Raw genomic sequence first — 20964 nt, 5'->3', positions numbered from 1 at the left:
TTAGCACATAACAAATGACAGCGGATAGTCAAGAATGCGAAAGAAATTGATTTCTTTTTTCGGTAGCGCTTTCATGTGTCAGCACGATGACTAAACGAAAATGACAAAAAAACCGGACGATTTTTCGAGATTCAACAAGAATTTCGAAAATCGTCCGGATTCGTTTTAAGCCTATGGATCCGATTCGTCCTAACGTTTAGAACGTCATCGAAGACGGAACCGTGACGCTACCTTCTGCTGGCACGTCAACGACTTGATCGTGAAGTTTTAATGAAAATGCTTCGCCTGTCGATTGTTCGATCGAGACTTCATTTTGTTTCACGTGGACGTGGATATGATGTCCGCGCCACTGCATCCGGAACGAATAACTCGTCCAGCCTTGTGGCAACATCGGATTAAAGGACAACGCGTCTTCTTGAACACGGAGTCCGGCAAAACCATGCACGATCGACATCCATGATCCGACCATCGACGTGATGTGGAGACCGTCTTCCGTATCGTTGTTGTAGTTATCAAGATCGAGGCGCGCAGAACGTTGGTACAATTCAACTGCCTTTTCTTCATATCCGACTTCCGCCGCAATGATGGAATAGATACAAGGTGAGAGCGACGATTCATGCACCGTACGCGGTTCATAGAAATCGAAGTTCGCTTTCTTTTGTTCGATCGAGAAACGATCCGTCAAGAAGTACAGTCCTTGCAAGACGTCCGCTTGTTTAATGAAGACCGACCGGAGGACCCGGTCCCACGACCAATTCTGATTGAGCGGCAGGTGTTTCGGATCAAGATCAGCAACCATGATTTGTTCTTTGTCCATGAAACCGTCTTGTTGCATGAAGACTGCCGGTTCCGTCTCATCTTTTGGATAATACATTTTTTGATTGATGTCGGCCCACTGCGCAAGCTCTTCATCCGTCAATGCTAATTGATGCATCAATTCGGCTAGACGATCCGGCTCGTTGTCTGCTAAATGACGGTGGACGGTTTGCGCGTATTCAAGACACCATGCTGCCATCAAGTTCGTATACCAGTTATTGTTAACGTTATTTTCATATTCATTCGGTCCTGTCACACCAAGGATCATGTAGACGTCTTTTTGCGGGACATAGTTGACACGGCTCGCCCAGTAACGCGCAATTTCGACAAGGACTTCAAACCCGTATTGTCCGAGATATGACGTATCCCCTGTGTAGTTCGTATAGTTATAGATAGCATGCGCAATCGCGCCGTTCCGGTGAATTTCTTCATGTGTGATTTCCCACTCGTTGTGACACTCTTCCCCGTTCATCGTGACCATCGGATAGAGTGCACCTTTCATACCGACGTTCTTGTCCGCATTCTCTTTTGCTTGCGGCAATTGATTATGACGGTATTTTAACAAGTTCCAGGCGACGTCAGGTTTGGATGTCGCAAGGTAGAAGTTGAGGCAATAGGCTTCCGTATCCCAGTAGGTCGCGCCACCGTATTTTTCGCCAGTGAACCCTTTTGGTCCGATGTTCAGACGTGAATCTTCTCCAGTATAGGTTTGGAACATGTGGAAGATGTTGAAGCGAATCCCTTGTTGCGCTTCGACGTCTCCTTCGATTTTAACGTCTGCTTCTTCCCAGTGTTTCAACCAAGCGGCCTCATGATTTGCGAGGACAGCATCGAATCCCAGTTCAAACGCTTCATTGACACGCTTCATGGCTTGCTCCAGTAAATCGTCGACTTCATAATCACGGTTCGTCACGAGAGCGACTAATTTCTCAACTGTCGCCGCTTCACCCGATTCGACTTGTTTCGTAAAACGATTCGCAACGTATTGTGATGTGCCGTCAACGACTTCACACACTGCTCCTTCGACATCTGTAATCATTGCCGCCGTCACGTGCCAATCGAGTTTTTTTGTTTTTGACGTGACATACCCGAAACGTTCTTCTGTACCATGTTCGACCGGAAGCCAGAATTTTTCATCATAGTTCGAGTCCTCGTTCTCGACGTCCGCGTCAAGATACGATTCAATGATGATTTCTGCTTCGAAGTTGATCGGTGTGACCGTATAACGAAGTCCCGCGATTTCTTTTGTGACGATCGAGAAGAACCGTGTCGATTCAATCTTCGTCTCCTCGACGCCATTCTTCAGTAACATCGTTCGTGTCAAAACACCGTGCTGCATATCGAGTTCACGCTTAAAATCGACGACTTCCCATTCGTTCAAATCGACATTCTTACCATTGATTGAAACACGTACACCCATGATGTTGACGGCGTTCAATACTTTTGCAAAGTACTCCGGATATCCGTTTTTCCACCAACCGACGCGTGTTTTATCGGGATAATAGACACCTGCCACATACATCCCTTGGTGTGTATCTCCTGAGTAATCTTCTTCAAAATTTCCACGCATCCCCATATGTCCATTCCCAATCGAAGTCATCGATTCGGCGAGACGGTTATCCTCGGGATGAAATCCCTGTTCTATGATTTTCCACTCATTCACATCAAATAATCGTTTCATCAGTAGTCGCTCCTTTTATCATTGCCGATTTCGAACGCTTTCAGCGTCATTTGTAAGCGTTTCAATATTTCTGTACATTCTTTATTTTACACATAAAACACACTAATGCAATCGTTTGCACGAAAATAAATTTCTTTTTGCGAAACCGTTTTTACTAACTTACCAGGCTGTAGACAAAGTGCTATCGGGAGATCAAGCGTCTTTTTTCATTGCTTTCCTCGGGCGAGGCGAGACAAGGAAGCGCGACCGGATTGTCTCTCTTCATGCTTCATAAGAGTTTGTCTACACGCTGTTACTTTTCTTGTTCAATCCACGCAGTTTTTTTGATCACACAAAAAAAACTTCATCTCGATTCCGTTGACGGACGAGATGAAGCCAATGTTTTTCATGGTTTTTGTGGACCCCCACAAGATTGACGCACGACTAGATGGTGCGGAACGATGACGCGTTTACCATACGGTGTCGCATCTTCATTGATTTGTTCGATCAAACAATTCGTTGCCTCAAAACCTAAACCAAAGATGTTGATTTCGACCGACGTCAATGGCGGACTTGAAAATTCAGCAATAAATAAGTTATTGAAGCTGACGACCGCCATTTCATCAGGCACACTGATCCCCATCTCGTTCAACGTACTCATAACTCCGAGAGCCATCATGTCATCACTGACGACGACAGCAGTCGGTGGATGTTTCAGTGACATCAATCGCTTAACGGCGTCAGCTCCACCTGTCGTCATGAATGGCGCACTGACGATATAGTTGTCTTCGACCGGAAGCCTCTCTTCCATCAAAGCTGTTTTGTAACCACCGACACGTTCTTGCGTAACGGCCAAATCTTGTGACCCACCAACAAAGGCGATGCATTCATGACCAAGCTGGTGCAAATACTTCGTCACTTCACGTCCTGCGAGGTAGTTATCGGTATCGACATATGTCACTTGCGTCGAATCGCTGAATGGTTTGCCGACGACGACGAACGGAAATTTCGATTCTTGAAGGAACTGAACGACCTTATCATCAGTTCTCGAATACAAGACGACGACCCCGTCGACACGACGGCCCTGAACCATCGAGACGACTCCTTCATATACCTCCTCTTCAGACACCCCCGTCGTCATATAAAGTGAATACCCATTTTGATGGGCTTTCGTACTGATTCCACGGATGACTTCTGAGAAGAACGGATTTTGGAGTGTTTTCGTCGCTGCGCTTGGCATGACGAGACCGATTGCCTGTGTCGTCCGGTTCGCTAAACTTCGGGCATGGACGTTCGGATAATAACCGAGATCTTCCATCGCCTGACGCACGCGTTCCTTCGTTTTTTGACTGATCCGCGGACTGTTCGCGATGACCCGTGATACGGTCGATGGTGCGACATTCGCTTCCCTAGCGACATCTTTAATTGTGACTTGCATCCCCTTCACCTCATCATTTCCCTACAAATGTATTTTACTCTGTTTCTTTCGTCCGATTGACGCGTCTCCGGTGAAGCAAGAGAAGGATTAAGGCAAGGATTGGTGCGATCGATCCAATCGCAACAAGTGACCACCAGTTGACTTGAGAATCTTCTAAGATATACCCGTTTGCACTATTCGCATCCAACGTAATTTCGTAAGCATCCCCATCTTGTCGAACGAGATCAGAGAATAATAATCCCCGTAAGCGTTGATCATCGCCGATTTCTGAAGCTTTGACACGCATCGTCGTTTTCTTTTCACCTAGATTGATCGCGTAAACCGCCGTCTGATTTTTCGTTTCTCGGGCGTATACGGCCATATGATCCGTCTTCCCAATCAGACGTTGCTTCCCTGTCGCAAACGCCGGATAGTCGTCACGCATCTGATTTAATGTTTTTACATAGTCCTGCATCTTGTCATTTTTATCAAACTCCATCATCATCCGGTTGCCTGGATCTTCGCCACCCGGCATCGCGACTTCCGTTCCTTGATAGACGACCGGCATACCTGGAGCAGCATATAAGGCAAACAATGCTAGACGCAGTTGACGTTCTTCGTCCATAGCCCCACCAATTTTTGCTTCCGTGATGAATCGTTTCAAGTCATGATTATCAATGAATGTCGCGAGCGACATCGCCTTCGGATTAAATGTAATATCTCGATTATAAACTGAATCGAGTTCTTCCGCTGAACCATTTTTACGGGCGAACTGATCTTTTATTCCATAATAAAACGGAAAGTTCGTTACGGAATCAAATCCAAGCTTTGAATAGGTAGCAATCCTACGCGGATCCCCATCGAATACTTCTCCGAGTAAAAACAAGTCCGGATGTTTTTCTTTGACAGCCGGAATGAACGTTTTCCAAAAGGCAGGCGGAACATGCCGTACCGTATCGAGACGGTATCCATCAATCCCCGTCTCATCGACCCAGTAGTTCGCAACATCAACCAAGTAATCGACGACTTCTGGATTTTCAGTGTTAAAGTCCGGTAAATCAAACAGCCAGTTATTTTCAACTTCCGCTTGATTGTTCCAATTCATGATCGGTTGTTCTTTATGGAACCAATCCGGCTTTTTCTCAACGAGTGGATGATTTGGTCCTAAGTGATTGACGACTAGATCGAGGACGACTTTGATGTCGCGCTCGTGTGCTTCGTCGACGAGTTGCTTGAACTCCTCTTTCGTTCCGAAGTGGGGATCGATTTTATAATAATCCTCTGTCCAGTAGCCGTGATAACCATTCGGTCGATTCTTAAAAATCGGTGTCAGCCAAATCGATGTAAAACCTTCATCTTTAATGTAATCCAGCCGTTTCGTCACTCCTGCCAAATCACCACCGTGATAGGCTTTCGGATCGTCTTTATTTACATCGCGATCATTACTCGTCTTCCCATTCTCAAACCGGTCGACCATAATGAAATACATTCGTTCTTTTTCCCAATTTGCTGCTTCACCTGTCTGCGGAAAAAGTCCGAAAGACAAGAGAAGCGGCAAGAAGAGAAGCATCACGCCTCGTCTCATGCCGCTAATTCCTCCTTTATTACCCTTTCGTTCCACCTGCCGTCAATCCAGATACGAAGTAGCGCTGGAAGGCGAAGAACAGAAGGACGATTGGTACTGCAGATAAAACGGCACCTGCCGCAAACAACGTGAAGTTGTTATCGAACTGCTCAGAAACCATGTTGTATAATCCGACCGCAAGCGTTTGTTTCTCCGGCGAACGGAGAACAAGTGACGCCAGGATGAAATCATTGAACGGTGCCATGAAATTGAACAACGCGATGACAGCAACCATTGGTTTAGCAAGCGGAAGGATGATTTGCCAGAAAATCCGAAGATGACCTGCTCCATCCATTCGTGCCGCTTCATCTAGCTCTTTTGGTATTGTATCAAAATATCCTTTGGCGAGATACGTATTCATCGGAATCGCTCCACCAGAGTACAAAAGAATCAACGCCAGGTGTGTATCAAACAAATCGAGCATGTTGAGTAACACATAGATTGCGATGATGGCAACGAATTGCGGCACCATCTGTAAAACGAGGAACAAAATCAATGAGTTTTTACGTCCGACAAACCGGTAACGTGAAAAGATATAACCTGTCAACGTAATCAATGCGACTGAGACGACCATCGTAATGACAGCAATCTTAATCGTATTCAAATACCACATGCCGTAATCCGTTTGTGTCGCATCAAACAAATCGAAATAGTGCATGAGTGTCGGATTACTTGGGAAGATATCCGAAGTAATACTTTTCCCTGGGTTAAGCGAGGTCCCGACAACCCATAGGAGTGGATAGACGATAATAATCGAGGCGATCGTCAAAATGAGGTATGACAACGCCATATTGATTCGGTTTTGTTTTCTCATTAGATCATATCCTCATCTTTGAATGATTTTGAACGTTTAAACTGAATGACGGCGATCGTCATGATGAAGAACGACAGTACGAGTGTAATCGCTGCTGCGAAACCGTACTGTGGATTCGAACCGAGCGATAGCTTGTAGATCCAGGAGATCAAGATATCGGTTCCACCTGCAGATTGTCCCGGTACAGCCGGTCCACCATTGTTAAAGAGATAAATGATGTTAAAGTTATTGAAGTTGAACGTGTATTGCGTGATTAAGATTGGTGCTGTCGCGAACAAAATCATCGGCAGCGTAATCAAACGGAATTTTTCACCTGAAGTTGCTCCGTCAATCGTCGCCGCTTCATATAAATCTTCCGGAATCGACTGCAAGATTCCTGTCGTCAATGTCATGATGTACGGGAATCCGAGCCACCACTGAATCCCGATTAATGCGAGACGTGTGTAAGTTGGATCGGTCATCCACTCGACACCACCACTTAATCCAATCGCTGGGAGTAACGTCGTGTTAAAGACACCAAACGTTTCATTGAACATCGAACGGAAAATCAAGATCGTGATGAAGGCTGGTACGGCCCACGATAAAATCAAGACTGAACGGAAAAAGCGTTTTCCCTTAAGACCTTTTTGGTTCAAGAGAACAGCAAGGCCAATCCCGATTGCAATGACACCTGTCGTCGAAGCGACCGTCCAGACGAGCGTCCAACCTAGCACGCTGACGAACGTATCACGGAAAATATCGACCGTGAAAATGTTCAAGAAGTTTTGAATGCCAATCCAGTCAACGAGCTTGGCGGGTGGCGAGTTGTTGAACTTATAGTTCGTAAAAGCAATCAAGAATGTGAAAATCAACGGTAAAACGACTGTGAATACGAGTAGTACCAACGATGGAATCAACATGGCGTACGGGAACCCGTTGTCACGGAAATTCCGTAGCTGCATTTTCAACGAAGGCACTTCCACCTTTAAATCACGCAGTTTACCGATTCGATACGCATCGATAAAGTTCCAGACGTAAATGGCGATACCAAACACAAGTAAAATCAACGCGATGATTCCCTCGACCATTAAGAAGATCGAGTGATCCCCCCTTACGCCTGCTACCTCACCGAGTGTAATCAGACCCCAGATCGCACCACGATCCCCTGGTCCATTCCCGGCTCCTTTAAAAAACAGATCAAAATTGACTAAAAAATATGACAGGACAACGATAAAGAATATCGCGCCTTTTAAAAATTGTTTATTATACAATTGCCCTAAACCTGGCACGATTGAAATCAACGCAGCAATTTTGCGGTGATTCGTTTGTAACTCCGGTGTCGGGTTTGTTTGTTTCGGTGTCGTAATGGCAGCCATCGTCTGTTCTCCTTTCCAAAGGTCATGTCTGACCTCAGGCTTCTCTTCCAACCATAAAGATAAGGGGGAATCAATGATCCCCCTCTCTTTAATTCTTTTTTAATGATTCAATTAAGGAACGGCTTATTGATTGTTGGCTTCGATTTGTTGCTTGATTTGTTTAACAGCATCATCAGCTGATTTTTGTGCATCTTGCTTGTCTGTTGCAACAAGTTGAAGTGCTGCTGCCATCGGCTCCCAAACTTGACCCATCTCGGCGATGTTCGGCATTGGAACACCATCTTTAGATTGTGCGAAGACCGCTGCTGCAACTTCGTTATCTTTAATCGCTGCATCTTCTTGGAGTGAAGTGACTGGTGGAATCTCGTTGTATTTCTCAAACATCGTTTTTGCGTTTTCTTCACCCGTTAGTGTAGAAAGGAATTTTTCTGCCCATTCTTGGTTTTCAGAATATGCAGAAACCGCATACGTTTTAACCCCTACGAATGTTTTAATCGGCTCACCATTCGGAAGCTTCGGAAGCGCCGATGCTCCTAAGTTAATGCCTTTTTCTTTGTAGCTTGCGACTGCCCATGGCCCGTTCATGACAGCGACTGCTTTCTTGTCGCCGAATAATTGGTCAAGTGCTTGACCACCGCCACCGCCGATCAAACCTTTCGGGAAGAGACCTTCTTTGTACCATTTTCCGATGTAATCCATTCCTTCGACAGCACCCTCGTTGTTGAGGCCGATGTCTGCAGGATCAAGTTTTCCACCGTTATCTTTAAAGACATATCCACCATATCCAGCGATTGGACCGTGTGCGAAGTAGAAGTTATCCCAAAGTGCGAGGAAACCATACTTGCCGTCTTTTTTCTGTTCTGTCGACAATTTGTAGAGGTCGTCCATTGAAGCCGGTGCTTCTTTTAACTCATCTTTGTTGAAGAGGAGGATTGGTGTTTCAACAGCTTTTGGATAACCGTATACTTTACCATCAAACGTGACAGCAGATTTTGCAGTATCGATGAATGGCTCAAGTGCTTTTTCACCGTCTTTAAGTTCAGCGATCAATCCTTGGTCAACGACTGTCCCGATCTGGTCGTGTGGAAGAAGAATGATATCAGGTCCTTTTCCAGCAGGTCCGTCGAGTGCAACTTTTTTCTGTTGATCCGTCATTTTAACTTCTTTGACTTCAACTTTGACGCCTTCTTTTTCTTCAAATGCTTTTGCCGCCGCTTTTGTTGTTTCAGCTTTTTCAGTATCTTCCCAGATGACGATTTTATCCGGTTTGCTACCGCTGTCTGATTTAGTAGATGAAGAATCTGAATCTGTTCCGCCGCCACATGCTGCGAGCGCACCGATTGCCATTACTGATACCGAAAGACCTGCTACAAGTTTTTTCATTTCCATGATTGAAAATTCCTCCCCAAGTTAACGTACGAATGATAAGTTCTAATGCACAACGTTTGCATAAAGGTACAACCGTTTTCTCATGATAACGATCGAGTAGTTGTAAGCGATTTATGAAAACGTTTGCATCACCTTTACATTTTTATTATACAATCTAAATTCCTTTTGACAAGTCCTTTTTATTAATTATTTTCTTACATTTCAAAAACATTCTAAAAAAGTATTTCGGAGATTAATTGACACTGGAGATTTTTATCTGCAAAAAAGAAAACGTTTACATTTATTTTATTTGCGCACATTAATGCAATCGATTGCACTTTACAAAAAAAAGATTCTTGACATGCGTTCTTTTCATCCATTCTCATTGACTTTAAGAAAGCGCTTTACTATTCTTAGTTCGAGGACTATTACATTAGAGTGCAATCGATTGCACTAGAGGAGTGACCACTATGCTCAAAGAAGCTGTATTCCATCGCGCCATGTCTCCGTTCGTCTATAAATACGACGAAAACACAATCCACATCCGTCTCCAGACTAAAAAAAATGATGTCGACCACGTCGAATTGATTTGGGGAGACCCGTATGATTGGCATACGGAAAATCCAGACGCCGCCGATTGGAACTTCGATCCTTCGAAAGCAAACTATTGGAACACGTTCGAAACAGCAATGGAACGCAGTGGATCGGATGAATTATATGATTACTGGTTCATCGATGTCATCCCACCGTTTCGTCGCCTTCGGTATGGTTTCCGGTTACACGATGGACAAACGACACACGTATTTACAGAACGCGGTTGGTTCGACGAAAAACCACTCGATGATACCGGTTATTACTTCTGTGTTCCTTACTTAAATAAAATTGATGTCTTCACCTCACCCGCCTGGGTCAAAGACACCGTTTGGTATCAAATCTTCCCGGACCGATTCGCGAATGGTGATACATCGAACGACCCCGCTGGAACACTTCCATGGAACAGTACGGAACCGACGACAACGAATCTTTTCGGCGGTGATTTCCAAGGCGTGATCGATCATATCGACTATTTGGTCGAACTCGGAATCACGGGCATTTATTTCTGTCCCATCTTCAAGGCAAAGTCCAATCATAAATATGATACGATCGATTACCTCGAAATCGATCCCCAGTTCGGTACAAAAGAAAAATTCAAAGAGATGGTCGACCTCCTGCATGAAAAAGGAATCCGAATTATGCTTGACGCCGTCTTCAACCATGCTGGATTCCATCATGAAGCCTTTGCTGATATCCGCGAACACGGCAGCAATTCGTCTTACCGTGATTGGTTCCACCTCCGTGACTTCCCACTCGTCACGGAACCGATGCCGAACTATGATACGTTCGCCTTTGTGCCCGAAATGCCGAAATTCAATACAGAGAATGCGGAAGTGAAAGCATACCTCCTCCATGTTGCACGGTACTGGGTCGAGGAATTCGGAATCGACGGTTGGCGTTTAGATGTCGCGAACGAGGTCGATCATGCGTTTTGGCGTGATTTCCGTCGTGTCGTCAAGGAAGCGAATCCGCAAACGTATATTCTCGGAGAAATTTGGCATGACTCGCAAGAATGGTTACTCGGGGATCAGTTCGATGCCGTCATGAACTATCCGTTTACGAACGCGGCGCTAAACTTCTTTGCACTCGATAAGACAACAGCGACAGCATACGCGAATGAGATGTCGCATGTCCTCTTCTCAAACACGATGAATGTCAATGAAGTTACGTTTAACTTGATTGGTTCTCATGATACACCTCGTGCCTTGACGCGGGCCGGAAACGATAAAAACAAGATGCGCCTTCTCCTGCTCTCGATGCTGACGTTCTCCGGTAGTCCCGTCATTTATTACGGTGACGAGATTGGACTTGACGGAGATCAAGACCCGGGTTGCCGGAAATGCATGCCTTGGGATAAAGAAGCACAGGACTTGAACCTCTTGATGTATACAAAACACTTGCTTCAATTGCGGCAACAACATAAGACCCTTGCGAACAATGGGCATATTTCATTCGTTCATGCAGATGACGAAACAAACTCGATCGTCATGCGTCGCATGAGTGATGACGGTACGTATTACGTCTACTTCAACAACTCGGATCAACAAGTGACGATTCCTGCACCCGCAACAGGACAAGGGATGGATTTATTCTTAAATTCACCTCTACCTTCATTAGAAGTAACGCTTCCTCCATATGCAGGAACTATCGTTCAAGCGCTCTAATTCATAATTGCTATATCGATAAGGTACAGACAATGGGCTGACTCTTTTCTTATCCATCTATGCTCTAGTTGCGCATCACGACGCCCTACTCGAAAAAATCGATAACGAAAACGCCGATGACTCCGTTTACGAAACGGAATCATCGGCGTTTTCTGCGTACAGGTCGGAACGTTCATCCCTCCGATTGATTTTGAAGCACCTGTTCATGCTGCTAAGAGGCGGGCAATCCGTTGCTCCTGGTTAGAGGACTACTGATGAAATTTCGTCTGAAATTTCCGTGTATAGTTATACCGGCGCTTTTCTGGGGTAAAGGAAAGCGTAAAGGAGGACGTGTTCGATATGGAATTATTTTTTTATGCCGGTCTTATTCTTATCGGTTTATTTGCAATCAGTTATTTGAGTGAACGTTTTCACCTTCCGAGCATCCTCGCTTTCATTTTAATCGGGATTGCCATCGGGCTTTATTACGATGCACCTAAAGAATTGAAGTTAGGCGGTGAAGCAGGAATCATCGTTCTATTTTTTTTGCTTGGTCTTAAGTTTTCAATCGCTGACTTACTCAGTCAACTCCGCCACGTTTGGAAAGCCGGATTAATTGACGTTGTCCTCTCTTTCGGTGGGACTTTTCTCCTGACACTTGCATTTGGTTTTTCTGTCCCGGAAGCCTTTTTGATTGGCTGTGTTTTATATGCGACAAGTTCATCGATTTCTGCCCGTTTACTTGATCGTGAACCGGATAAACACAAAGACGTCAACCGCTTTGTTTTGTCGTTACTTATTTTTGAGGATTTGATCGCCCCTCTTCTATTAACGACAGCGCCATTCATTCTTGGAACAGAGCCATTCACGTTTGGTAAAGTGGGTTCTATTTTCTTAGGGTTCTTCGTTTTATTTAGTGCCTTACTTTTATTAACCGTCTTCATCCGAAGAAAAGAACGAGTCATCAGTTCCTTGTATCGCCATCCGGATGCCGGAATTGGAATCATCGGCCTGATTTTGACCTTTTCAGGTATCGGTATCATGTTTGGCTTATCCGAGGTACTCGGTGCCTTCATCGTCGGTATCTTATTGACGGAACTAAAAGAAACGCGTTACTTGAAACGACTTGTCACACCCTTTCAAGATTTATTACTCCCCCTCTTTTTCATTGCATTTGGGATGTCGTTTGAATTAACGGAAGGTTTACCTTTAGATTGGTTCTTCTTGTCACTCGTCGTTTGGGGACTCTTATCTAAATTTTTAGTCGGGTTCTTCGGTGGCCGTTCATTTGGTCTATCGAACTACCATGCGATTGAATCCGGATTTTGTTTAGGACCACGCGGCGAATTTTCGATTCTCTTCATTACACTTGCGAGCGGAGCTTTCGTCACACTGACAGGATTATATATCTTTGTATCCGCTTTTCTAGGAATCTTACTATTTCGTCTCTCGAGTAAGTTAACGGACCAAACGCATGCGACCGCGCAAAAAATCAAACAAAAATTGAATTGATAAAATCATTTTTCTAAAAGAGACGCCCTTCCTGTACGTTTTGGAAGGGTGTCTCTTCGGCGTGTAGAAAAACTATTAAGAAGTGTAAACATGCGATATCTAGAAGCAATCCGTTCGCGCTTCCCTGTCTCGCCTCGTCTTCAAAACAATTCAAGACGGATTGCACCCTAAACCGTCTTCCTGCCCGGCTTTCCGTCATGGTATTCCCTAAAAAGCGTCACGTTTCGTTGACTCCTGCCTCTGAAAGTGCGTGATTCACGCACTTTCAGAGGCAGGCAAGACCCTGCTCATTGTCCGTGAGGATCAAGGAGCAACGGCTTGCGCCTCGCCCGAGGAAAGCAACGAAAAAAGACGCTTGACCCTCCCGATGGTACTTTGTCTACAGCCTGAAATGAAGCTTGATTTCCTGATAGTACTTTGTCTACAGTCTGAAGAGACTCCCTTCCTGTACGTTTGGAAGGGAGTCTCTTATTTTGCGTAATCTTCAATTAAACCGTTTCACCGACCAACAAAGACGGTTGGTTTTTTTTCAAGGAAAGCTTGAACGGCACGTTGATGATCTTCGGTTTTACCGGCGCGTGATTGATAGATGATTTCTTGCGCCAACATATCATCGAGCGTCGATTCAAAACTGGCTGCTTGCAGTTGTTTGATGTAGGCAATCACTTTCGTCGGTCGTGCTGCGAGTTGTTTTGCAAAATCCATCACGTCTTCATCAAAACGATCCGCTGCAACTGATTTCGTCACGAGCTGAAGCTCAAGCGCCTGCTTTGCTGTGATCGTATCACCTAACAATGCGAGTTCGAGCGCCTTCGCTGAACCAATCAAACGTGGCAAGAAGTACGGTGCTCCGGCATCCGGAACGAGACCGATATTAATGAAACCAAGCGATAATTTCGCATCTTCGCGGACGATCCGGAAATCACAAGCAAGTGTCAACGACAACCCCGCCCCTGCCGCTACCCCGTTAATCGCTGCAATGATCGGCTTTTTCGACCCGGCTAGCGCACGGACGACCGGGTGGTAATAGGTCTTTAAGTAATCACCATGATCCATGCCCGGAGAAACCGTCTTTAAATCCTGACCGGCACAAAAGCCACGCCCTTTTCCCGTCAATACGATGACACGGACTGCTTCATCTTGATTGGCTTCTTCAATCGAATCTGCTAGTTCATTTAAGAGTGTTGATGTTAAGGCATTCAGTCGGTCCGGACGAGCTAACGTCACCGTCGCTACATTTGATTCTACCGCGTATTCCACTTCAGTATTCATCCTATTCCCCTACCTTTCAAAAGTGAACAACCATTCATTATGATGTATTCGTGATGTTTTATGAAAATCCTTTTAAATCCTCTATTTTTTTATGAAAGCTCCCTTTTTCACTTTCATTATGAAAATCGAAGGCGTATAGTTTCCAAAAGATACAGAAAGACAAAACGTTTTAAGGACTTAAAGGGGAATTTAATTTATGAAAACTGTAAAACAACCGACATTATTCCAAATCACTTGGCCATTATTCATCGAAATCGCGCTGCATATGAGCTTAGGGATCATTGCGACATTAATCTTAAGTTACTACTCTGACAGTGCAGCCGCTGCTGTCGGTGTTTCGAACCAAGTCTTAAACATCTTCATTATTTTATTTAATATCACTTCCGTCGGAGCGACCATCATCATCGGTCAATATTTAGGTGCGAAACGTGTCCAAGATGCACGTCAGACGGCTCGCTCTGCGTTCTCGATCAATCTTTATATCGGACTAATCATTTCTGTTCTCGTCGCCTTGACGGGGAAACAATTGTTAGGTTTCTTTTCACTAGAAGGACAAACGTTAGTGTATGGCGAAACGTTCATAAAGATTGTTGGTTTATTCCTATTTTTAGAAGCCATTTCATTAACGCTCGGAGCCATTCTCCGAAGCCATGGTTTTACGAAAAATGCGATGTACGTCACGTTATTGATGAACTTCGTCAGTGCTTTCGGTAACGTCATCGCCGTACTCGGTCTCTTCGGGATTCCAGTACTCGGTGTCGCGGGTGTCGCCTGGTCGATCGTCATTGCCCGTGCATTTGCCGTCACCCTGTTGTTCTTCGTTGTTTACCGCAAACTGTCTTTACGTTTTCGTTTGAAAGACTTAATTCAAATCAACCGTCAAGACATCAAAAGCATCATGAACATCGGGATTCCATCGGCCGGCGAAGGGATTTCTTATCAATTTTCACAACTCATCATCACTGGATTCATCGCAACGATTGGTGAAGCTGCTTTATCAGCACGCGTTTACGTCTCAAACATCACGATGCTTTGTTTCTTGTTCAGTCTTGCGATTGCCCAAGGGACACAATTATTAGTCGCCCGCCAAGTCGGTGCACAACAATTCGAACAAGCACATGCACGTGGCGTCAAAACATTAAAAATTGCTGTCTTCGCAAGCTTCGTTTCAGCTGTCGCGATTGCATCGTTCGGTACGTCAATCATGTCGCTCTTTACATCGAGCCCTGAAATCATTGCCATCGGAATTCCATTGCTCTGGGCAAGTGTCATCCTTGAACCGGGTCGCGCAATGAACATCGTTTTGATGGGGACATTGAAATCAGCAGGAGACGTCCGCTTCCCGGTCACAATCGGTGTCCTCTCGATGTGGGGAATCGCTGTTGTCCTCAGTTACGTCCTCGGTCTTCAATTTGGACTCGGACTGCTCGGGATTTGGATCGCCTTCTCAGCTGACGAATGGTTCCGGGGAATCTTCGCGATGAAACGCTGGCACGGTCGTAAATGGGTCCAATACTCCCTCACTAAAGGAGAAACACATGAGCAAAACGAACGCAGAAAGACTTCTGAAGCAGTCTAAGGTCCCATTCGAATCGATTTCTTACGTTGTTGATTTGAACGACTTGTCTGCACTGGCCGTGTCTAAAAAAATTAACTTCCCGCTTTCGTCAATCTTCAAAACATTGGTGTTAGAAGATGATCAGAAAAACTACTTGTTCGTCGTCATTTCCGGCGAAGAGGAAGTCAATTTGAAGGCAGTTGCCCGATCTGCCGGTGCGAAGAAAGTGTCCTTAGTTCCGATGAAGGTGTTAGAAAGCCTGACGGGTTACGTCCGCGGTGGCGTTTCTCCGGTCGGAGCGAAGAAGGCTTTTCCCGTCTTCTTATCCGACCGCGCCGTCGACCAACCCTACATCGTTATCTCTGCCGGCAAACGAGGTGCTCAAATCAAATTATCACCACATGATTTATTGGCATTTACTAGTGGAATTCTCTATCCGAACCGCTGATAGGTAACCTTAATTATGATATGATGGGTAGTATCGAAGAAGTGGTAGGAGGAATCATTTTGTGGAAAGAACGTGTTCGTAACTCAATCCCGAATCTCTTTACATTCGGGAATTTATACTGTGGTTTTCTCGCAATCGTCATGGCAGCACGAGGGGATTTCCAAAATGCGACGCTGTTAATTGTCATCGCAATGATGTTGGATAGCTTAGATGGCCGGATTGCCCGGATGCTTGGTGTCGCGGGTGACTTCGGGAAAGAGCTCGATTCGCTCGCCGATGTCGTCACGTTTGGTGTCGCTCCTGCGATGATGGCGTATTACACTTATTTTTATGACTTTGGTGAAATCGGTTTACTCGTTGCCGCATTGTTCCCTTTGTTCGGAGCATTTCGTTTGGCACGGTTTAATCTTTCCGCCACTAACGTCGCCTCGACTTACTTTTCCGGTGTTCCGATTACGGCGGCTGGCGGTATATTGGCCGTCGTGACGTTGTTCAGTGGACGGATGAATGATTTGATGGTCCCACTCGCCTTTACGGGACTCGCCTTCTTGATGGTCAGTCGTGTCAAGATTCCAAGTTTTAAAGATATTCCGGTTCCACGTCATACCTTCGTCATCACTTTCACGCTACTTTATGTCACCTACGTGATTGTCGCAAGAAGCAATGAATGGTCGACGTTCTGGTTCATCGCCGTTCCCCTTTATATCGCCTTTTTACTCTTTTCATTCGTCAAACGAAAAAAACAAAAACAGCATTAAACACAATCCTTTTCAGCAGACAGTCATTCGACCGTCTGCTTTTTTAGTAGATTACCCCTCCGTGCTCGCTCGTTTTTGATGGATATGGGTATACTAATGACATCATGTTGAATTGGAGGGTTACATACGTTATGGCAGTATTTCAACGACGCCTCTGGCTGTTTTTTACGATTTGGTTCGTCATCGGCCTCGTTTTGGTCGGTTTTTCGTTGCTTCCGCCGTGGCTTGAATGGGCGAACGCCGTCTTTTTATTTGCTTCCGGTCTGTATGCCGCGTTTTATTTATGGGACGTCTTACCGAAAGGACGGTTTATCATCCCTGTCATTTTTTTCGGATCAATCGTGATTGAATCCATCGGTGTCCATACCGGATGGCCGTTCGGAACATATCGGTATGAATCTGACTTTGGTATTCAATTACTCGGTGTCCCGATTACGATTGGTGCTGCTTGGTTATCCGTCATGGGTGCCAGTCTTGCCTTTTCAAAACGATTTTCGTTTCGTTACAATACGATCGTCCTCGTTCCATTGTTTGCCGTTTGGCTTGATTTAGCGATTGATCCGGTCTCAGCGAACGTCAAGTCGTATTGGCTCTGGCAAGATGATGGCTGGTACTATGATATTCCGACGCAAAACTTTATCGGCTGGTATGGAACGGCGTTGTTTTTCGCACTATTGATGGCGCGATTCGAACAGACACCAACACATATCGAACTCGAACGAAACAATCAGTATCTATTCTTAATGCTACATGTCTTATTTGGTCTGACTGCGGGTGTCGCCGGATTGTACGGAGTGACGGTCGTCAGTGGTCTTGCCCTACTCGTTTACTTACTGACAAAAGGAGGAACGTTTTATGCAAAAAGCACAAAAAAACAGATTAGCTGAGCGCGCGTTCCATTTCTATTTAAAGGAACGTTTGATCCGCAAACAATTCCACCGTGTCCTCTATCGCCCGGATGACTTACCAATGCCCGGTTTGATGCTTGCGACGCATGGTTCGTGGTGGGATGGAATGATTTTGTTCCACTTGGACCAATCACTGCTACACCAAGATCCTTACGTCATGATCGACGAGGACGGATTGGCACGTTTTCCTTTTTTCTCCCGTCTCGGTGCCTTTTCCATCAATCGTGACTCGTTAAAAGATGTCAAAGTAAGTCTCAATTATGCGAAGGAGCGTCTGCAACAAGGCAGCAGTGTTTGGATGTTCCCCCAAGGAGAGGAACGCCATCAGGAAGAGCGTCCGTTACAACTTGCGAGTGGTGCGACCTACCTCGCTAAAGCCGCACGGTCCATCTCTCTTTTTTCATTCTATTATTCGTTCGGTCATGAGCAGCACCCTGACATCTATATCCGGACACGTCACGTCCACCTCCCGGACGGTCGTTCGTCTGTTCAAACTGACCACTTAAAACAAGAAATGACCCGCCTGTATGATGACGTCCGATTTGACGCAATGACCGAGAACGTTGGACAGTATCAGGTCTTGACAGAGCGGTCAGAGCCACTTCCTGCAAAAACGGAACGTTGGCTGAAGGCGGTTCGCCGATGAGTCTCGCGTTATTTATCTTTTCGCTCGCCGTCTGTCTCTATACATTCATCAATCTATTGTTCCTTCCGAAGCTCGCTTCACCGGTTTCTCCACCGAGTCTTGCCCTATGCATCCCACTTCGCAACGAGGAACGGAATGTCCCCGCGTTACTCGACTCCCTGAAACAAGCGCTCGGACCGAACATGCATGTTTATCTCTACGAGGATCGTTCGACGGATGGGACACGTGATTTGCTCCTTCGGCATACATCACAAGATGACCGGTTCACAATCATCGACGGCGTCGAGCTACCCGACGGTTGGGCAGGGAAAGTCCATGCCTGTCATCAGCTATCACGTGCTGCGACCGAAGATTATCTTCTGTTCCTCGATGCTGACGTCACGTTGACAAATGATGCGATTCCTCGCCTCTACGCGACGATGAAGCAAGAAGATGCTGTCTTTTTATCCGGTTTCCCGTCCTTCCCGGTCCCGACCTTTTTAGGAAAATGTCTAATCCCGATGCAACACGTCTTAATCGCCCAGCATCTTCCCCTCGCCTTCCGCAAAGTGAAGCATCCTGCTTTTGCTGCAGCGAACGGAATGGTCGTTCTCGTACATCGTCCGTCTTACCTACAGGTCGGAGGGCATCAAGCCATTAAAATGGCGCTTGTCGATGATTTAGAGTTATGTCGGGTCTTTAAGCAGAACCGCTATACGACGACGCTCGTACATGTCGCCCCATTTGTCAGTTGTGATATGTACGCGACGAACGGTGACGTCTGGCAAGGGTTTCTTAAAAATGTCTTCCGTGGCATGAATGACTCCTACCTTGTCGGCAGTTATTTTTTATTGTTTTATCTCGCCCAGTTTTCGTTACTCCCGGCGGCGCTTCTCTTTCCGTCTTGGGAGACGATTGGCGGACTTGTTTTATTACTACTCGCCCGTTTTCAGATTGACCGGATGGCGCGGATTCGTCACGTTTGGCTCTTGCATCCACTCGCGACCGGACTTTACGTCCTCTTACTCGCGACGGCGATGATTCGCAAGGTCAAGAAACGGGAAATCACTTGGAAAGGTCGAGCCTATTCTTAAGGAGGAATCATTCATGAAACATGTCGCTGTCATTGGAGCCGGATTAGGTGGCTTAAGTGCTGCCATTTCACTCGCTTCAAAAGGATTTAAAGTTACGGTCATCGAACGCAACGACCACATTGGTGGGAAAATGATGCCGATCATTGCAGAAGGGCATCGGTTCGATTTCGGTCCCAATACAATTACGATGCCTGAAGTATTTCAATCCGTCATTCGTGAGTCAGGCGCGGATCCTGATGATTACTTTCAGTTCGAAAAATTAGCACGCCATACCGCGAATCACTTTCCTGACGGACGGACATTGACCTTTACACATGGACGAGAAGCGATGCGGACGGAAGTCGATCGTTTTACGAACGGTCAATTAGCTAAAAATGATATCACAGGTTATCAGGAAGAAGCTGCTACGTTATTTAACATCGCCAAACAGCAATTTTTCATCAATATTGATTCCTACTTTAACTTTTCTTTGCTCCGGGACATGATTAAGGTGCATCCGTTAAAATCACTGCACGCGTTACACAAGAGCTATTTCAAAGACCCGCAACTCATTCAAGCACTCGACCGGTACGCGACCTATATCGGAAGCAGCCCGTTTCAGGCACCGGCGACCTTTGCCTTAATCGCTCATCTTGAATTAAACGACGGTGTCTATTTCACACGTGGCGGAAATACAGCGATCGCAGAAGGTTTCGCGCGCCGCGCCAAAGAAATCGGTGTCGACTTCCATTTAGGAACGGAAGTCACTCAAATCGAAGTCACGGACGGCATCGCAACAGACATCGAACTCAATCATGTCGACTACCTTCCCGTCGACTTCGTCGTGATGAATGGGGATTTACTGACACAATACCCACGCCTCGTTTCTGAGACGACGCGACCCGACTTTAAGAATCCGACGCCTAGCCAGATGGAGCCTTCGATTTCTGCTTATGTCCGCTGTATTGGTTTATCTCGTCGCATTGAGGGACTTACCCATCATAATGTTTTCTTTTCTTCTGATTATGAGGCTGAATTCCGGGCACTCTTCGAGGAACAACGGTATGCAGAAGAACCTACGATTTACATTTCAAACTCTTCCGTCACGGCACCTGAGATGGGGGAAGCCGGTGACAACTTATTTGTCCTCGTCAATGCACCGGCGACACATACGGGTGGAGCGATTGATTTTGACACGTACGACCACGTCATCAATCAACGGTTGAAGAAGTTCGGAATCGATCTAGAAACAGACGTCGTCTTCGAACAGCGCATCACACCAGCAGACATCGAACAGAAATTTTCTGCCTATCACGGGTCACTTTACGGCTTATCCTCGAACGGGACACGCAATGCCTTCATGCGTCCAAGCAACCGTTCAAAAAATGTTCACAATTTGTTTTTTGCCGGAGGATCCACCCACCCAGGTGGCGGTAGTCCAATGGTTACGCTTTCAGGAAAGCTTGCAAGTGAACGAATCGTGTCGCATGTTGCCCAATCCTTGTGAACGTTATGTGAA

General features: G+C 45.8%; 16 protein-coding genes. 9 read left to right on the top strand and 7 right to left on the bottom strand.

Translation table 11 applies throughout. The features are described 5' to 3' along the window. Nucleotides 1-196: 196 nt before the first annotated feature. From KNQ04_RS04180 to KNQ04_RS04155, 6 genes are all read right to left on the bottom strand, one after another. Nucleotides 197-2497, bottom strand: a complete 2301-nt coding sequence (locus tag KNQ04_RS04180; protein WP_214847540.1) for a glycoside hydrolase family 65 protein — start codon at nt 2495-2497, stop codon at nt 197-199. Nucleotides 2498-2882: 385 nt separating this feature from the next. Continuing rightward, the gene (locus KNQ04_RS04175; RefSeq protein ID WP_214847538.1) at nt 2883-3914 is read right to left on the bottom strand and encodes a LacI family DNA-binding transcriptional regulator; all 1032 of its coding nucleotides are present in this window, start codon (nt 3912-3914) and stop codon (nt 2883-2885) included. Nucleotides 3915-3948: 34 nt separating this feature from the next. Beyond that, complete coding sequence (locus KNQ04_RS04170) at nt 3949-5478, bottom strand: alpha-amylase family glycosyl hydrolase (protein ID WP_214847536.1); 1530 nt, start codon at nt 5476-5478, stop codon at nt 3949-3951. A 19-nt stretch (nt 5479-5497) separates the two neighbouring features. Continuing rightward, on the bottom strand, nt 5498-6331 hold the full coding sequence (locus KNQ04_RS04165) for a sugar ABC transporter permease (protein WP_214847534.1): 834 nt from the start codon (nt 6329-6331) through the stop codon (nt 5498-5500). Beyond that, nucleotides 6331-7686, bottom strand: coding sequence for a carbohydrate ABC transporter permease (locus KNQ04_RS04160; protein ID WP_214847532.1), 1356 nt, complete (start codon nt 7684-7686; stop codon nt 6331-6333). Before KNQ04_RS04160 ends, KNQ04_RS04165 begins: the two co-directional genes overlap by 1 nt. Before the next feature lie 123 nt (nt 7687-7809). Next, nucleotides 7810-9069 carry an extracellular solute-binding protein gene (locus KNQ04_RS04155; RefSeq protein WP_214848048.1) on the bottom strand — a complete coding sequence of 420 codons (1260 nt, stop codon included), beginning with the start codon at nt 9067-9069 and terminating at the stop codon, nt 7810-7812. A 455-nt stretch (nt 9070-9524) separates the two neighbouring features. Here KNQ04_RS04155 and KNQ04_RS04150 point away from each other — a divergent pair, with 455 nt between their 5' ends. Both KNQ04_RS04150 and KNQ04_RS04145 read left to right on the top strand, forming a co-directional pair. After that, nucleotides 9525-11312 (top strand): glycoside hydrolase family 13 protein, encoded by a 1788-nt coding sequence (locus KNQ04_RS04150; RefSeq protein ID WP_214847530.1) that lies wholly within the window; start codon nt 9525-9527, stop codon nt 11310-11312. Between the two features lie 339 nt (nt 11313-11651). Next, complete coding sequence (locus KNQ04_RS04145) at nt 11652-12803, top strand: cation:proton antiporter (RefSeq protein ID WP_214847528.1); 1152 nt, start codon at nt 11652-11654, stop codon at nt 12801-12803. A 498-nt stretch (nt 12804-13301) separates the two neighbouring features. On the opposite strand, the gene KNQ04_RS04140 is transcribed toward KNQ04_RS04145, so the two are convergent. After that, on the bottom strand, nt 13302-14075 hold the full coding sequence (locus KNQ04_RS04140; protein WP_214847527.1) for an enoyl-CoA hydratase/isomerase family protein: 774 nt from the start codon (nt 14073-14075) through the stop codon (nt 13302-13304). 196 nt (nt 14076-14271) lie between these two features. Here KNQ04_RS04140 and KNQ04_RS04135 point away from each other — a divergent pair, with 196 nt between their 5' ends. From KNQ04_RS04135 to KNQ04_RS04105, 7 genes are all read left to right on the top strand, one after another. Next, nucleotides 14272-15654 (top strand): MATE family efflux transporter, encoded by a 1383-nt coding sequence (locus KNQ04_RS04135; RefSeq protein WP_214847526.1) that lies wholly within the window; start codon nt 14272-14274, stop codon nt 15652-15654. Further along, nucleotides 15614-16081, top strand: a complete 468-nt coding sequence (gene ybaK, locus KNQ04_RS04130; RefSeq protein WP_214847525.1) for a Cys-tRNA(Pro) deacylase — start codon at nt 15614-15616, stop codon at nt 16079-16081. Before KNQ04_RS04135 ends, ybaK begins: the two co-directional genes overlap by 41 nt. Before the next feature lie 20 nt (nt 16082-16101). Next, nucleotides 16102-16839, top strand: a complete 738-nt coding sequence (gene pssA, locus KNQ04_RS04125; protein WP_214847524.1) for a CDP-diacylglycerol--serine O-phosphatidyltransferase — start codon at nt 16102-16104, stop codon at nt 16837-16839. A 131-nt stretch (nt 16840-16970) separates the two neighbouring features. Further along, nucleotides 16971-17726, top strand: a complete 756-nt coding sequence (locus KNQ04_RS04120) for a carotenoid biosynthesis protein (RefSeq protein WP_214847523.1) — start codon at nt 16971-16973, stop codon at nt 17724-17726. Next, nucleotides 17695-18393 carry a lysophospholipid acyltransferase family protein gene (locus KNQ04_RS04115; protein ID WP_214847521.1) on the top strand — a complete coding sequence of 233 codons (699 nt, stop codon included), beginning with the start codon at nt 17695-17697 and terminating at the stop codon, nt 18391-18393. The genes KNQ04_RS04120 and KNQ04_RS04115 overlap by 32 nt, the downstream gene beginning before the upstream one ends. Then, entirely contained in the window at nt 18390-19466 is a 1077-nt protein-coding gene (locus tag KNQ04_RS04110; RefSeq protein WP_214847519.1) for a glycosyltransferase family 2 protein, read from the top strand. Before KNQ04_RS04115 ends, KNQ04_RS04110 begins: the two co-directional genes overlap by 4 nt. A gap of 13 nt (nt 19467-19479) precedes the next feature. Beyond that, the gene (locus tag KNQ04_RS04105; RefSeq protein ID WP_214847517.1) at nt 19480-20952 is read left to right on the top strand and encodes a phytoene desaturase family protein; all 1473 of its coding nucleotides are present in this window, start codon (nt 19480-19482) and stop codon (nt 20950-20952) included. The last annotated feature ends 12 nt before the right edge of the window (nt 20953-20964 follow it).

Source organism: Exiguobacterium sp. s193 (assembly GCF_018618755.1).
Lineage (GTDB): Bacteria > Bacillota > Bacilli > Exiguobacteriales > Exiguobacteriaceae > Exiguobacterium_A.
Note: the sequence above shows the minus strand (reverse complement) of the source record. Positions and strands in the feature narration are given on the sequence as shown.

Excerpts from the sequence above, each read along its gene's own strand:
- KNQ04_RS04180 (WP_214847540.1), bottom strand. The coding sequence starts at position 2,497 with ATGAAACGATTATTTGATGTGAATGAGTGGAAAATCATAGAACAGGGA.
- KNQ04_RS04175 (WP_214847538.1), bottom strand. The coding sequence starts at position 3,914 with ATGCAAGTCACAATTAAAGATGTCGCTAGGGAAGCGAATGTCGCACCA.
- KNQ04_RS04170 (WP_214847536.1), bottom strand. The coding sequence starts at position 5,478 with ATGAGACGAGGCGTGATGCTTCTCTTCTTGCCGCTTCTCTTGTCTTTC.
- KNQ04_RS04165 (WP_214847534.1), bottom strand. The coding sequence starts at position 6,331 with ATGAGAAAACAAAACCGAATCAATATGGCGTTGTCATACCTCATTTTG.
- KNQ04_RS04160 (WP_214847532.1), bottom strand. The coding sequence starts at position 7,686 with ATGGCTGCCATTACGACACCGAAACAAACAAACCCGACACCGGAGTTA.
- KNQ04_RS04155 (WP_214848048.1), bottom strand. The coding sequence starts at position 9,069 with ATGAAAAAACTTGTAGCAGGTCTTTCGGTATCAGTAATGGCAATCGGT.
- KNQ04_RS04150 (WP_214847530.1), top strand. The coding sequence starts at position 9,525 with ATGCTCAAAGAAGCTGTATTCCATCGCGCCATGTCTCCGTTCGTCTAT.
- KNQ04_RS04145 (WP_214847528.1), top strand. The coding sequence starts at position 11,652 with ATGGAATTATTTTTTTATGCCGGTCTTATTCTTATCGGTTTATTTGCA.
- KNQ04_RS04140 (WP_214847527.1), bottom strand. The coding sequence starts at position 14,075 with ATGAATACTGAAGTGGAATACGCGGTAGAATCAAATGTAGCGACGGTG.
- KNQ04_RS04135 (WP_214847526.1), top strand. The coding sequence starts at position 14,272 with ATGAAAACTGTAAAACAACCGACATTATTCCAAATCACTTGGCCATTA.
- ybaK (WP_214847525.1), top strand. The coding sequence starts at position 15,614 with ATGAGCAAAACGAACGCAGAAAGACTTCTGAAGCAGTCTAAGGTCCCA.
- pssA (WP_214847524.1), top strand. The coding sequence starts at position 16,102 with ATGATGGGTAGTATCGAAGAAGTGGTAGGAGGAATCATTTTGTGGAAA.
- KNQ04_RS04120 (WP_214847523.1), top strand. The coding sequence starts at position 16,971 with ATGGCAGTATTTCAACGACGCCTCTGGCTGTTTTTTACGATTTGGTTC.
- KNQ04_RS04115 (WP_214847521.1), top strand. The coding sequence starts at position 17,695 with ATGCAAAAAGCACAAAAAAACAGATTAGCTGAGCGCGCGTTCCATTTC.
- KNQ04_RS04110 (WP_214847519.1), top strand. The coding sequence starts at position 18,390 with ATGAGTCTCGCGTTATTTATCTTTTCGCTCGCCGTCTGTCTCTATACA.
- KNQ04_RS04105 (WP_214847517.1), top strand. The coding sequence starts at position 19,480 with ATGAAACATGTCGCTGTCATTGGAGCCGGATTAGGTGGCTTAAGTGCT.